The sequence below is a fragment of the Planktomarina temperata RCA23 genome, assembly GCF_000738435.1.
In the GTDB taxonomy this organism is placed as follows: Bacteria; Pseudomonadota; Alphaproteobacteria; order Rhodobacterales; family Rhodobacteraceae; genus Planktomarina; species Planktomarina temperata.
In genome coordinates this window covers 151899-165501 of sequence record NZ_CP003984.1, presented here as the reverse complement: position 1 = coordinate 165501, position 13603 = coordinate 151899, and the positions used below count along the sequence as shown (strand labels likewise).

At 52.7% G+C, this 13603-nt stretch carries 11 protein-coding genes; 7 read left to right on the top strand and 4 right to left on the bottom strand.

Annotated features, from left to right (window positions below; translation table 11 throughout):
* Nucleotides 1-5: 5 nt before the first annotated feature.
* Nucleotides 6-812, bottom strand: coding sequence for a taurine ABC transporter ATP-binding protein (locus tag RCA23_RS00770; protein ID WP_044048621.1), 807 nt, complete (start codon nucleotides 810-812; stop codon nucleotides 6-8).
* Nucleotides 813-933: 121 nt separating this feature from the next.
* Nucleotides 934-1929, bottom strand: a complete 996-nt coding sequence (locus tag RCA23_RS00765) for an ABC transporter substrate-binding protein (protein ID WP_044051153.1) — start codon at nucleotides 1927-1929, stop codon at nucleotides 934-936.
* 468 nt (nucleotides 1930-2397) lie between these two features.
* Between RCA23_RS00765 and RCA23_RS00760 the strand changes: the two genes are divergently transcribed.
* From RCA23_RS00760 to RCA23_RS00750, 3 genes are all read left to right on the top strand, one after another.
* Nucleotides 2398-3786, top strand: coding sequence for an aminotransferase class III-fold pyridoxal phosphate-dependent enzyme (locus RCA23_RS00760; RefSeq protein ID WP_044048620.1), 1389 nt, complete (start codon nucleotides 2398-2400; stop codon nucleotides 3784-3786).
* A gap of 153 nt (nucleotides 3787-3939) precedes the next feature.
* Nucleotides 3940-5394, top strand: a complete 1455-nt coding sequence (gene pdxR / locus RCA23_RS00755; protein ID WP_044048619.1) for a MocR-like pyridoxine biosynthesis transcription factor PdxR — start codon at nucleotides 3940-3942, stop codon at nucleotides 5392-5394.
* The gene (locus RCA23_RS00750; protein ID WP_044048618.1) at nucleotides 5394-6158 is read left to right on the top strand and encodes a sulfite exporter TauE/SafE family protein; all 765 of its coding nucleotides are present in this window, start codon (nucleotides 5394-5396) and stop codon (nucleotides 6156-6158) included. The genes pdxR and RCA23_RS00750 overlap by 1 nt, the downstream gene beginning before the upstream one ends.
* 19 nt (nucleotides 6159-6177) lie before the next feature.
* On the opposite strand, the gene RCA23_RS00745 is transcribed toward RCA23_RS00750, so the two are convergent.
* The gene (locus tag RCA23_RS00745) at nucleotides 6178-7236 is read right to left on the bottom strand and encodes an ABC transporter ATP-binding protein (RefSeq protein WP_044048617.1); all 1059 of its coding nucleotides are present in this window, start codon (nucleotides 7234-7236) and stop codon (nucleotides 6178-6180) included.
* A gap of 20 nt (nucleotides 7237-7256) precedes the next feature.
* A complete protein-coding gene (locus tag RCA23_RS00740) occupies nucleotides 7257-8042 on the bottom strand; it encodes an IclR family transcriptional regulator (RefSeq protein ID WP_044048616.1) in 786 nt (261 codons plus the stop codon).
* 189 nt (nucleotides 8043-8231) lie between these two features.
* Here RCA23_RS00740 and RCA23_RS00735 point away from each other — a divergent pair, with 189 nt between their 5' ends.
* The 4 genes from RCA23_RS00735 to RCA23_RS00720 all read left to right on the top strand — a co-directional run bounded on the left by RCA23_RS00735 (nucleotide 8232) and on the right by RCA23_RS00720 (nucleotide 13573).
* Nucleotides 8232-9488 (top strand): extracellular solute-binding protein, encoded by a 1257-nt coding sequence (locus RCA23_RS00735; RefSeq protein WP_044048614.1) that lies wholly within the window; start codon nucleotides 8232-8234, stop codon nucleotides 9486-9488.
* Between the two features lie 149 nt (nucleotides 9489-9637).
* Nucleotides 9638-10582: an ABC transporter permease subunit gene (locus RCA23_RS00730; RefSeq protein ID WP_044048612.1), complete on the top strand. Its 945-nt coding sequence runs from the start codon at nucleotides 9638-9640 to the stop codon at nucleotides 10580-10582.
* A gap of 31 nt (nucleotides 10583-10613) precedes the next feature.
* Nucleotides 10614-11459 carry an ABC transporter permease subunit gene (locus RCA23_RS00725; RefSeq protein ID WP_044051152.1) on the top strand — a complete coding sequence of 282 codons (846 nt, stop codon included), beginning with the start codon at nucleotides 10614-10616 and terminating at the stop codon, nucleotides 11457-11459.
* A 29-nt stretch (nucleotides 11460-11488) separates the two neighbouring features.
* Complete coding sequence (locus RCA23_RS00720; RefSeq protein ID WP_044048610.1) at nucleotides 11489-13573, top strand: alpha-galactosidase; 2085 nt, start codon at nucleotides 11489-11491, stop codon at nucleotides 13571-13573.
* The last annotated feature ends 30 nt before the right edge of the window (nucleotides 13574-13603 follow it).

Genomic DNA, 13603 nt, shown 5'->3' with positions numbered 1-13603 from the left:
ACCGGTCATGCGCTTTCCTCCGTGCGGCCCATTATTTCTTCTTCCATTTCCCAAATCATCGCCAAAATCTCCTCACGGGTTTTGGCGTAATCGGGATGTTTCTTAACCGCGCGTAAATCCGCGCCAACACCCATTTCCGCAAAGGGCAGGCGATACTCTTTGTGAATTCGGCCAGGGCGCGGCGCCATAACCAATAAGCGCTCGCCCAAAAGCAACGCTTCTTCCACGGAGTGGGTGATCAAGATAATGGTTTTGCCGGTCTCTTTCCACAGATCAAGCACCAAGGATTGCATCTTTTCGCGGGTCAAAGCATCCAAAGCGCCCAAAGGCTCATCCATCAAAATCACATCCGGCTCATTGGCCAGGCAACGGGCCAAAGCCACGCGTTGCTGCATGCCGCCTGAGAGCTCATAAACCGCCTTGTCTTTAAAATCCTGAAGCCCCACAACTTCCAACAAACGATCGACGATCTTTACGCTTTTGATGCGCGGCATTTTCTTCATATCTGGTCCGAAAGAAACATTCTCCCGCACGGTCATCCATTCAAACAACGCGCCTTGCTGAAACACCATGCCGCGCTCAGGTCCGGGTCCCTTGACCGCATGGTCGTTGACAACAACCTGTCCCTCTGTGGGCGCCAAGAACCCGGCCACGATATTCAGCAAAGTGGTTTTGCCACAGCCTGACGGGCCAAGAACACTTAGCAATTCTCCAGATTTTATATCCAAGGTTACGTTTTTAAGCGCTTGGACCGATCCACCATTGGGCAAATCGAAGCGCATAGAAATATTGTCAATAAGCAGGCCTGACACCTGAAGCTCCCCTCTGGCCAAAATGCTTGGCCTTCTCTTATGTTAACGGAGGATTCCCGCGGACTAATCACACAGTAAAAAGAGAGGTAGGCGATCTGAAACCGCCTACCTCATTCAAATATTACATGCCTTTAGCGGAAGCCAAAGGACCAGTATTTACATTGTCAGCATAGCTGCCTTTGGCGCTGTCGATTGAACCTGCATTCACGAAAACATCCGCAACACCTTTCATGAAGGTCTGCGCATTGCCACCGAGCCAAGACTGAGACAATTGGGTGTCAATGTCTGGGAACACAAATGTGCTCATGGAGCTTTTTGCATCTTCAACGCTCATACCGGCATCTTGCGCAATCATGTTGGCCATGAATTCAGGCTGAGAGGTATTCCATGCGGTGTTAGCATCAGCAGTCACAGCCAAGAATTTCGCCACAATATCGGCATTTTCAGCGACAAAACCAGAAGGTGCTGTGGTCACATCAAAGACCAAAATACCCAGCTCAGTTTTTTCCGCACCTGTCAGCAATACGTTGCCAGATTCTTTCATACGGCGCAGCGCACCGCCCCAACCACAAGCCATGTCGACAGCACCTTGAGCCAAGGCCGCTTGGCCTTCAGCAGGTGCCATGTCCACAACTGTCAGGCTGTCCAAGGATACGCCAAAGTGCTCCATTTGTTTCAAGAAGCCGTAGTGCGCCGCTGTGCCCAACGGCACGGCAACTTTCTTGCCGGCCAATTCGCCTGCGGAGTTTTTGTCGATTTCCAAACCGGACGCGACCACACAGTTGTCGTTGTCCGCATAGGACACAGCCACGTCAACAATTTGCAGATCTTGACCTGCTGATGTTGCGACTACGAAAGGTGGAACACCCTGAGACACGGAGATATCAATGTCACCGGACGCCATGGCTGCGGACATTGCTGTGCCTGTGTCGAAAGAAACCCAGTTTACCTTCATGCCCAAAGCAGCGTCATAGGCGCCAGAAACTTTTGCCGCTTGGAATGGCATTGGCCACTCTAGAAAATAAGCGACGTTCAACTCGCCGTGGCCGCCTGCAAATGCAGCGGAGCCGGACACCAGAGTTAACCCAGCAACAGCACTCTTCAATGCAGTTTTCATTTTCATATTACTTTCTCCCAGTTGCGCTGGCGTTTGATGGCCAACTTGTTTTCTTCATTCAACCTCGCCAAAATGAGACCGGCTTGCATGGTCAAAATGGCGAAATTCAGGAGTATACCGAACCATAAAATACAAGCCGCGCAAAGCATATTCTTGATTTTTTTTGAATGATATCGCAATATCACTTAAAATATTCAGAGAAATATTTACTCAGACTCGCACAGCTTTTATTTCGGTCTCTCCCAATTTCACAACGAGCAGCCGCTGCTGATCTTCACGCCAGCACGACGGCATCATCCGCGCAACACTGCAAACAGTCGTTGCATCCAGCAAGCAGAAATGCTTTTTGGACATACAAAGGATATATATCTGGACCTATTTTTGGCACAGCTTTTCTGCGCTGATAGGTGTCGAAGAAAGCCTATAGAAATTGACCATTCCAAAACATCTGAAAAAGGAGTATGCCCCATGGACGGCAATCTGCAAAATGACTTGAGTGAAGTTGTCGCCAACGACAAAGCCCATGTTTGGCATCACTTGATCCAACATAAAATGTTCGAAACCGCTGACCCCAATATCATTGTCGAGGGCAAGGGCATGCGGGTTTGGAATCAAGCCGGCAAAGAACATTTGGATGCGGTCTCAGGCGGTGTTTGGACCGTCAATGTTGGCTACGGGCGTGAAAGCATCGCCGACGCAGTACGCGATCAACTGGTAAAAATGAATTTTTTTGCCGGAGCCGCCGGCTCTATCCCTGCAGCCAATTTTGCAAAGCGCTTAATTGAGAAAATGCCAGGGATGAGCCGCGTTTATTTCTCCAATTCTGGATCGGAAGCCAATGAAAAAGGCTTCAAGATGATCCGACAAATCGCCCATAAAAAATATGGCGGCAAGAAGAATAAAATTCTGTATCGCGAGCGCGATTATCATGGCACCACCATTGCGACGTTAGCTGCCGGTGGCCAGCATGAGCGCAGCGCGCAATATGGCCCCTTCCCCGAAGGTTTCATTTCCGTGCCGCATTGCCTTGAATATCGCGAAGCTGCCCAAGACAACCTTGGACAAGGCGAAAGCTACGGGTTGCGTGCCGCAAATGCGATTGAAGATATCATCCTGCGCGAAGGTCCGGACACCGTTGGCGGTTTGATCCTTGAGCCTATCACAGCAGGGGGTGGCGTTATTGTGCCTCCCGAAGGCTACTGGCCACGCGTGCAGGAAATTTGCAGAAAATACAATATTTTGCTTATGATAGACGAAGTGGTTTGCGGCCTGGGGCGCACTGGGACCTGGTTTGGGTATCAACATTACGACATCCAGCCAGATATTGTAACAATGGCCAAGGGTGTCGCCTCCGGCTATGCGGCGATATCGTTGACCGTCACCACTGAAGAGGTTTTCGAGCAATTCAAAGACGCCAGCGATCACATGGGATACTTTCGTGATATCTCCACTTTCGGCGGCTGCACTGCAGGCCCGGCAGCAGCGCTGGAAAACATGCGCATCATTGAGGATGAAAACCTTCTTGAAAATTGCACAGCCCGCGGAGCGCAATTGATTGCTAATCTCGAAGCCTTGGCTAAGAAGCACAGCATCATTGGCGATGTCCGTGGTAAAGGCTTGTTCTGCGGCGCAGAGCTGGTGACGAACCGCGAAACCCGCGAACCGGCACCAGAAGCAAAAGTGCAGGCGGTGGTCAAAGACTGCATGGCGCAGGGCGTCATCATCGGCGCGACAAACCGCTCCTTGCCAGGGTTCAACAACACTCTGTGCCTGTCACCGGCGCTGATTTGTACAGCCGAAGATATCGACCTCATCACCGATGCAATAGATCAGGCCTTAAGCCGAGTCTTTGGCTAATCCTCCCAAAGCCTGACTAAAAAGGCAGGGCCTGTCCCTGCCTTTTTTATACCCAGCCAAATATTTCCAAACATGCCACCACTTCTAGACCTTGCGCCCCTACAGAAAACTCGGCATCAATAGATCCAAAAGTCATATAGGTTTAGGTCCAAAATGGCGATTTCTGAAGAGACTTTCTTTTTGCCGCCCGATGCGGAAGGCACCCTACAAAACCAAATCCAACAACTGGTCGCCGAAGCGATTCTCAGCGGAAGGTTTCGGGCCGGCGAAAAAATGCCCTCAAGCCGAAAATTGGCGACCCATTTGGGGGTGAGCCGGATCACCGTGACCCTCGCCTATACAGAGCTTCTGGCCGATGATTATCTCACGAGCCGCGGTCGGTCCGGTTATTATATCAGCACGAATGCACCGCAGCCGCCAAAATTCCCCATCATGCCCCGCGAAGACAAAGTGGATTGGGTCCGCGCCATTGGTCAAAAGTTTTCCGGCGGGGTGACACTTACGAAACCCTCCGATTGGGGCAGTTACAAATATCCCTTCATCTACGGCCAAGCCGATGAAACCCTGTTTGATCGGTCGAATTGGCGGCTCTGTGCACTTCAAGCTCTGGGCTCGAAAGATTATGATGCGCTGACCAGTGATTACTTCGATCGGGATGATCCAAAGTTGATCGAATTCATTCTGCGCCACACCCTGCCGCGCCGGGGAATCAGGGCCGAACCAGATGAGGTTTTGGTCACCATGGGGGCGCAGAATGCACTTTGGTTAACTGCGAATGTTCTGCTGAACCAAAGACGAACAGCGGCATTGGAAAACCCCTGCTACCCATCCCTGCGCGATATTTTAACCCAGTCGCGCTGCCAAGTGGCCAGTGTTGCGGTGGATGCGGCAGGCCTGCCGCCAGATGCCTTGCCATCTGATGTTGATGTGGTCTTCACCACCCCATCCCACCAATGCCCGACCGCCACCACAATGCCACTGGAGCGCCGCCGGACACTCCTAACTCGCGCGGCAGAGAAAGATTTTTTAATTGTTGAGGATGACTATGAATTCGAAATGTCCTTTCTCAAAGCACCCTCTCCAGCGCTGAAATCCTTGGACCGTGAGGGGCGGGTGATCTATGTTGGCAGTTTCTCTAAATCGCTATTTCCAGGGTTGCGGCTTGGCTATTTGGTGGGCTCCAAGCCATTCATCCGCGAGGCACGCGCGCTGCGCTCAACCGTGCTGCGCCATCCCCCCGGCCATATTCAACGCACGGCGGCCTATTTCCTGTCGCTCGGCCATTACGACGCGCTGATCCGCCGGATGGGTACAGAATTTCATGCACGGCGCCTGGCCATGGAGGAGGCCTTCGCCCAAAATGGCCTGACCGTTGCCGGGCAAGGCGCCTTTGGCGGTAGCTCCTTTTGGATGCGTGCCCCGGCCAACGTCGACGCCGAGCAGGTTGCAGAGCGGCTGCGCAGCAAGGGCGTCTTGATCGAACCGGGCCGGCCGTTTTTCACCCAGCAAGATGCCCCGAAAAATTATTATCGATTGGCCTATAGCTCGCTTCCCGTTCGAAAAATTGCAGAAGGCGTGGCGCTTATTGCCAGCGAGATGCGCCCGTGATGCAAGCGGTCTTAGCAGCCTTGGCCCTGCCGCCGGATCACCTTGCATTGCTCGGTCTGATTTGCTTAATTGCCGGGTTGGTTCGCGGCTTTTCGGGCTTTGCACTGTCCGCCATGGTCATGGCATCCGGCGCCTTGATCCTGCCGCCGGTCCAACTGATACCCGTCTGTTGGTGGCTTGAGATGACCGCCTCGCTTTTCATGCTGCGCGGCGGCTGGCGGGAGGCCAATCGCAAGGTTGCGCTGGGTCTGGCCATTGGGTCAACCATTGGCGTGCCTTTTGGTCTGGCCCTTACAACGCAGGTGGATGTCGAAACCTCAAAGCTGATCGCGCTTGCCGTCATCGCCAGTCTCGCCGCCCTGCAGCTTGCCCGGGTGCAATTGCGCTTTTTGGCGAGCAACTGGGGACTTTACGGATCGGGCTGGATGGCCGGCGTGGCCACGGGCCTGGCGAGTGTTGGCGGCATGGTTGTGGCGCTTTACGTCTTAGCGCAAAATGCGCCACCGCGTGAGATGCGCGCCTCTTTGGTGTTATTTTTGTTTCTGGGCAGTGTCACGACGGCGCTTAGCCTGCTGGCTTTTGGACTAATGGACCGAACCGCCATAGCCCGCGGATTGGCCATGGCTGGACCCACGGCTCTTGGGGTTATCCTGGGGCAGCTGTCATTCAGCTCCAGGTGGGAGCATTTTTACAAGCCGTTTTGTCTTCTGCTTTTGCTGGCTCTGGCCAGCTGGGGCATCCTGCGGATGATCTTTGGAATTTAACACCCCAACGCGGCGCGCCCTATCGAATGCGGGTTTCACTGGCCGCATCGAACAGACGGGCAGAGGCAGCGTCAAGTATTAGCCCCACAGTATCGCCCTCCGTTGAGCGGATTTCACCGCGCTCTTCCACAACAATTTTCTCGCCGGAGGCCCCCTTCAAATAGGCGTAGGAGACGCCACCAAGGCTTTCGGTCATCTCGATGCGATGAGTGGTGCCCTTGGGATCAAGGGTCAAATGCTCAGGACGCAGACCAATTTCAACCGCCGTCCCCTCAGCCGGCAGGGTGACGGGCAGATCCACCGAGGTCTCCAAGCCAGGCACATCCACCAGACCATCTTTCACCACAGCTGAAAGGAAATTCATTGCCGGACTGCCGATGAACCCGGCCACAAATTTATTGTCCGGATTACGGTAAAGATCCATTGGTGCGCCGACCTGTTCAATCACCCCGCCCCGCAGAACGACGATCTTATCCGCAAGTGTCATGGCCTCAACCTGATCATGAGTGACATAGATCATGGTGGCGCCGATTTCCTTATGCAGTCTTGCGATCTCCACACGCATCTCAACCCGCAGTTCTGCGTCGAGATTCGACAAAGGTTCATCGAACAGAAATACCTCTGGCCCGCGCACGATGGCCCGGCCGATCGATACGCGCTGCCGCTGCCCGCCCGAGAGCGCCGCGGGCTTTCGCTTGAGGTAATCATCAAGTTTCAAAATCCGGCTGGCTTCGGCGACTTTTTGCGCAATCTCATGCTTTGGATGGCCATTCATGCGCAGGCCAAACCCCATATTTTCCTGCACGGTCATATGCGGATAGAGCGCATAGGTTTGGAATACCATCGCCACGCCACGCCGCGCTGGGTCTTCGCGGGTGACATCGCGTGTGCCAATAGAAATGGCGCCGCCCGTGGTGTCCTCGAGCCCAGCCACCATCCGCAGCAAAGTGGATTTCCCGCAGCCAGACGGGCCGACAAAAACACAAAACTCACCATCTTTGATCTCAAGATCAATCCCATGTATGACCTGACTTTCGCCATATTTTTTGGTGATATTAGATAGAGTTACACCAGACATTTATCTCGTCTCCCAATCGGTCAGCTCCATACCGGAACCTGCCATAATTCTGCATGGGCCCCAATGGAATTTGCGGTGTCACGCAAAGCGGGCCAATGTTTATTCAATTCATCAATGCCATATCGGTTGGTGGAGGTGGCAATGGACAAAGCGCCAACAACTTGCTCCTGCCCGGTCAAAATCGGGCAGGCTATGGAAATTATTCCAAGTTCGTGCTCTTCGCGGTCATAGGCCACCCGCGCTTCACGGATGGTCAACAATTCCGCCGCTAAAGTTTTCTGATTTCGGTGAGTATTGGGGGTATAAGCAACAAAAGATTGTTCTTCCAAAGCGCGTTTTTGTGCGCGCTCCGGCATGAATGCCAAGATCACTTTCCCGACACCTGTGCAATATCCCGGCGCTATTTTTCCAGCCTGCGCCAAAGTATCAAATTTGTCAGTCGCTTTGTATTTGTCAACAAATAGAACATGGCCATTGTCGATTTGCGCCAAGTGAATCGCCTCACCGATCTCCTCCGCCAAAGCCTCAATAAATGGGCGGGCGACGGAGGCAAGGGAGCTGTGCCGCCAAGCCGCGTGCGCCAAACGTACCAGCCGAAGACCCATGGAATAGGTTTGGCGTTCAGCATCAAAGGCCAGCATCCCCTGATTGGTTAGGGTTTGCACAAACCTATAAAGCGTCGGCTTTGGAAAGGGGCTACTGGCCAATAACTCAGAAAACCGCACCGGACGTTCAAAAGACGCCACTTGGTCCAAGACCTGCATCGCCTTGCCAACCGTTCCATCTGAATGCGGTGCGTCATACATTTATAGTATCAGTCCCAATATTTGCCCAATTCACTTAATTTGAAAATCAAAGCCGGGCCAGGAAGATTTTCTGACGCCAACGCCGACGAATTTGTTGACAAGCATATGCGAGTCACGATTAAAATATCAATATGTAAAACCGAGTATCATTATTTGAAACAAAAACGCGGAAACACTAGGGAGAATACCATGCGTTCCATTTTGAAAGCGACAGCTGTGTCGCTCGCAACACTCGTTGCACTGGCTGGGCCTGCATCTGCAGAATTGACTGGCAACCTAAAGATCAATCTCGATACGTCGAACCCGGCGCCCCGCGCGACCATGGAAGCATTGATTGCAAAATTTCAGTCAGCCAATCCTGCACTGAACATTACAACTAATATTATTGATCGCGAGGCATATAAAACGCAAATTCGCAATTTCTTGTCGGCAGATGCCCCAGACGTTCTTAATTGGTATGCAGCCAATCGAATGAAGCCGTATGTTAATGCTGGTTTGTTGGAAGATGTCTCCGACATGTGGGCTGATGGCACGTCTATCGCCAACGAGTTGGCTTCTACTAAAGGAGCACTCACAATTGATGGAAAACAATGGGGCGTTCCTTACACCTACTATCAATGGGGTATTTATTACCGCAAAGACATTTATGAAGAGTTAGGCCTGAACGAGCCGGCAAACTTTGATGAAATGCTATCGAACTGTGAAGCAATGCTTGCCTCTGGCCGAAAGTGCTACACCATCGGTAACAAATATCTATGGACCGGTGCAGGTTGGTTTGATTATCTTAATCTTCGTACAAACGGTTTTGATTTTCATATGCAAATGGCCGCCGGTGAAATTGAATGGACAGATCAACGAGTTCGCAAAACATTCGAAAATTGGGGCAAACTTATTCGTATGGGTGCATTCATTGACGACAACCAAAACAAAGCCTGGCAAGAGTCGTTGCCGTTTATTATCGATGGGTCAGCTGGTGCAATCTTAATGGGCAACTTTGCTGTAGCCCCTATGAGGGATGGCGGGTTAACTGATGACCAATTAGATTTCCACCAGTTTCCAGCTATCACACCTGGGATTGCTATGGCAGAGGACGCGCCAACCGATACTTTCCACATTGCAGCAAAGGCTAAAAACAAGGATAATGCTCGCGCTTTCTTAGCCTATATTGTTTCGGCAGACGCTCAAACAGAAATGAACAATGGCGCTAACTTAGGTCAGCTTCCAATAAACTCTGAAGCGTCAGTGGACGATGATAAATTCCTTAAACAGGGCTTTGAAATGTTATCCTCCAACAGCCCCGGTGGTGTAGCCCAATTTTTTGACCGTGACTTCCCCGCAGAAATGGCACAAGCTGCCATGGAAGGGATGCAAGAGTTCATGGTTTTCCCAGACAACTTAGATGATATCCTAGAGCGTTTGGAATCTGTACGTCAGGACGTATACTAAGACCCATCGCTGGGCCCACCGGTCCAGCGGTGTTTTACTCATGGGATGCACGGACCTCCGTGTATCCCACCTCACCATCAGCAGTGACAAGCGCCAAAGCGACGTTTCTCTGTGCTGATTTTGACCTTCACAACTGCGGAGGCGCCCGCATGGACACAACAACTCAAACCCACCCCCCTCTTGCCAAACAGGGCTGGTATAGACGCAATGAAATTGCGGTGACGCCATGGCTTTTTTTGGTGCCAGGGCTGATCATGTTCGTAGTCTATGTGATTTTCCCAATCTTCCAGAGCTTTCGGATCTCACTGTATAAATGGGATGGGCTGGGCACGCTGGCCACCCATGCTGATTATGTTGGCCTGGCCAATTTTGAGAAACTGCTCACCCGCGACCGAGCCTTTAACACATCGCTTTGGAACAATCTGAAGTGGCTGGTCTTTTATCTCGCGGCCATTCCGGCTGGCTTGTTCATTGCTCTATTTCTAAATCAAACAGTGCGCGGAATTCGCCTGTATAAATCTCTATTCTTCTTCCCCTTTGTGATCTCACAAATTGTTGTGGGACTGGTGTTTACCTGGTTTTATGATCCACAATATGGGCTATTCAATGGCATTATTGGTTTCATTGGCTTTGAGCCGATCAATGTGTTGGGGGATCCCACACTCTCGACTTATGGCATTATCGCTGCTGGGATATGGCCTCAAACAGCCTATTGTATGATCCTCTATCTCACCGGATTAAACTCAGTAGATCCTGAACAAATCGAAGCTGCACGGCTGGATGGGGCAAAGGGGCTGCGTATGCTTTGGCATGTCATTCTTCCGCAATTGCGCCCCGCGACCTTCATTGCCTTTGTAGTTACGGTAATTGGCTCGCTGCGCTCATTTGACCTGATCTCAATCATGACCAACGGCGGCCCCTTCGGCTCGTCCCGCGTTTTAAGCTTTTACATGTTCGAGAAATCGCTCTCTGAATATGGTTTCAAAATGGGGTATGGCGCCGCGATTGCCGTCATTTTGTTTTTGATCATGATGGTTTTTATTGGGTATTTCCTCTGGCGCATGTATCAAGATGAGAAAGCCGCAAGTCGATGAGCCGAAACAATCCATTTTGGAGCCCTCGCTGATGTTTCCCAAACCTATCGAAAAATCTCACCGCGCCTGGCAAATTGGATACCAAGTTCTCTTGCCAATCGCGATGCTTTTGTGGCTGGCGCCGCTCCTAGCGGTGGCGTTGTTCTCGATCCGCCCGGACTCTGATTTTCTAATTGGCAATTACTGGGGCTGGCCATCATCTTTTGAGATGACCAAAAATTATGGTATGGTGTTTGGCTCCGCAATGCCACGCTACATCATGAATTCCTTTTTCATCACCATCCCAACGGTGATTGGAGCGGTCGCGCTCAGCTGTATGACCGGCTTTGCACTGGGCGTTTACAAATTCCGCGGCAATTTACTGATCTTCTTCATGTTCATTGCCGGCAATTTCGTGCCCTTTCAAATCCTCATGGTGCCCGTGCGCGACCTGACCCTTGATATGGGGTTGTATAATACCAAGACCGGGCTCGTCTTATTTCACATCGCGTTTCAAACTGGATTTTGCACTCTTTTTATGCGCAATTTCATCAAGGCCTTGCCCTATGAGCTGATCGAAGCGGCCCGGGTTGAAGGGATCGCGGAATGGCGGATATTTTGGTTTGTGGTCCTGCCGCTCATGAAACCCGCGATTGCGGCGCTGTCGGTTTTGATCTTTACCTTCATCTGGAATGATTATTTCTGGGCCATTGTGCTGACCCAGGGCGAAAATGCCCAGCCTGTGACCGCTGGGATCACCAGCTTTAACGCGCAGTTTCGCGCCATGTATCACCTGATGAGCGCCGGCTCGATTGTTGCAGCGCTGCCGCCTGTCTTGATGTTCTTCCTCATGCAGAAACATTTCATTGCCGGCCTAACCCTTGGCGCGGTCAAGTAACCCATACCCTAGCCGCCAAGGAGCACGCTATGTCACAGTTTTGGCGCTTAGATGGGCCCCTTCAAACCTTCATTCTTGCGGCGCAGCAGGAGCGGCTGCCGCAGGTCATCTATTGGGGGCCACCCCTGCCCACATCCGACGATTGCGCCACGCTCGCCGCTGCCCATACAATGGATGTCACGGGCGGTATGCTCGATGCGAACCCAGAGCTGTCCATCTGCCCCGAATCCAGCCAATCCTTTCCCGGTCAACCGGGTCTCATGTGCCGCGATGCGCAGGGGCGCGTGCTGCGCCCAAAGTTTCGCTTTGTGAAGGACCTGGCGAAAGAGCACAGCCTATGTCTCACCTATGCAGACAAAGATTTGGGCCTGACCTATGAGGCGCATTTTGAACTGACAGCCAGCTCAAACATACTCACCTGCTGGAGCCGCTTGGAGGCGACGCAGCCGCTCATGCTGCATTGGCTGGCCGCCCCAGTGTTTCCCGCGCCACAGTTAAGTGATTCCATGATGAGCTTTTCCGGGCGTTGGATCGGCGAATTTCAAACCCACTCAATCCCTTGGCGCCCCGGCATTCACAAGCGCGAGAGCCGCACAGGCCGCAGCGGGCATGAACATTTCCCCGGCCTCATCCTCCCCGAGATTGGCGCGCGCAACACAATCGGCCGGGCCTATGGGTTTCACTATGGCTGGTCAGGTGGGCATCAAATGATCGCCGAAGAGCTGCCCGATGGGCGCCGGCAAATCCAATTTGGTCATGCCTGCGACAGCCACAACGGCCCGGCCCAGAGTTTTGAAACTGCGAAACTCTATGCTGTGTTTTCCGACAGGGGGATCAATGGCTGTGGGACAGGTTTTCAAAGGCACCTGCGCGATCATATCCTAACCTTCCCGAAAGCCTCCCTGCCGCGTCCGGTACATTATAATTGCTGGGAAGCCATTTATTTTGACCATGACTTAAGCAGCCTAAAGGACATCGCAACCCGCGCCAAAGATCTGGGTGCCGAGCGGTTTGTTCTCGATGACGGCTGGTTTGGTCGCCGCGATGATGACAACTCCTCCCTTGGCGATTGGCAGATTGATCCGCGCAAATATCCGAGCGGTTTGGATCCGCTGATCGATCATATCACATCTCTGGGCCTGCAATTCGGTCTTTGGGTTGAGCCGGAAATGGTGAACCCCGACAGCAACCTCTATCGCGCCCATCCCGATTGGATTCTGGGGCAAAAAGACCAACTGCTTGGGCGCCAACAACTGGTGCTCGACATGGCGCGCGATGAGGTCATAGCCTATCTGTATGACTGCATCTCCGCCATACTTGAGACCTATGACATTGGCTATTTGAAATGGGATCACAACCGGACCTTGCCCCTGTCCGATGTGACCCAAACCGAGGGCACCTATGCGCTTTTGGCCCGCTTGCGCGCCGCTTTTCCCCATGTGGAGATTGAAAGCTGCGCCTCTGGCGGCGGGCGCATTGATTTTGGCATATTGCAGCACTGCCAGCGGGTCTGGCTGTCAGACAGCAATGACGCGCTCGAACGCAGCCGCATTCAACATGGCGCAGCGTTGTTTTTGCCCGCCCTCGTAACCGGCAGCCACGTTGGTCCACGCCTGTGTCACACCTCGGGCCGCGTGTTTGACATGCGATACCGCGCTTGGGTCGCCGCACAAAGGCATATGGGCTTTGAAATGGACCCGCGCGAGCTGGACGCGCAAGAGGCGCAGATCCTCACCGAGGTGACCCAATGGTACAAAGACAACCGAGACTGGCTGGCCACAGCGGATATCCTACGCTTGGATACCGCCGATCCCTCGGTTCTGGCAGAGATGCAGCGCGCAGCGGATGGGTCGCGCTTTGTGGTGTTTTCCAATCAACTGGACAGCGCGCAACACATTCTGCCCCGCCCGCTTTGCTTAACCGAGCTTGACCCGAAAGCCCAATACAGGCTGCATCTGCGCAACCGCAATGAGGCGACGAGCCTATCACGCGGGGCGCCCCTGCTCAAATCCCAAGACCTGCAAGCCTCTGGAGCTTGGTTGATGGCCCATGGGGTGCAGTTGCCCTATGCCATGCCTGGCTCAATATGGGTTGTTGAAGGCCGAAAACTCTGACTTTATTCTCACAAGACACAAAGACCGCCG

What these genes read in the sequence shown, in the direction of transcription:
- RCA23_RS00725 (WP_044051152.1), top strand. Translation starts at nt 10,614, where the DNA reads ATGTTTCCCAAACCTATCGAAAAATCTCACCGCGCCTGGCAAATTGGA.
- RCA23_RS00760 (WP_044048620.1), top strand. Translation starts at nt 2,398, where the DNA reads ATGGACGGCAATCTGCAAAATGACTTGAGTGAAGTTGTCGCCAACGAC.
- RCA23_RS00730 (WP_044048612.1), top strand. Translation starts at nt 9,638, where the DNA reads ATGGACACAACAACTCAAACCCACCCCCCTCTTGCCAAACAGGGCTGG.
- RCA23_RS00735 (WP_044048614.1), top strand. Translation starts at nt 8,232, where the DNA reads ATGCGTTCCATTTTGAAAGCGACAGCTGTGTCGCTCGCAACACTCGTT.
- RCA23_RS00765 (WP_044051153.1), bottom strand. Translation starts at nt 1,929, where the DNA reads ATGAAAACTGCATTGAAGAGTGCTGTTGCTGGGTTAACTCTGGTGTCC.
- RCA23_RS00740 (WP_044048616.1), bottom strand. Translation starts at nt 8,042, where the DNA reads ATGTATGACGCACCGCATTCAGATGGAACGGTTGGCAAGGCGATGCAG.
- RCA23_RS00720 (WP_044048610.1), top strand. Translation starts at nt 11,489, where the DNA reads ATGTCACAGTTTTGGCGCTTAGATGGGCCCCTTCAAACCTTCATTCTT.
- RCA23_RS00750 (WP_044048618.1), top strand. Translation starts at nt 5,394, where the DNA reads ATGCAAGCGGTCTTAGCAGCCTTGGCCCTGCCGCCGGATCACCTTGCA.
- pdxR (WP_044048619.1), top strand. Translation starts at nt 3,940, where the DNA reads ATGGCGATTTCTGAAGAGACTTTCTTTTTGCCGCCCGATGCGGAAGGC.
- RCA23_RS00745 (WP_044048617.1), bottom strand. Translation starts at nt 7,236, where the DNA reads ATGTCTGGTGTAACTCTATCTAATATCACCAAAAAATATGGCGAAAGT.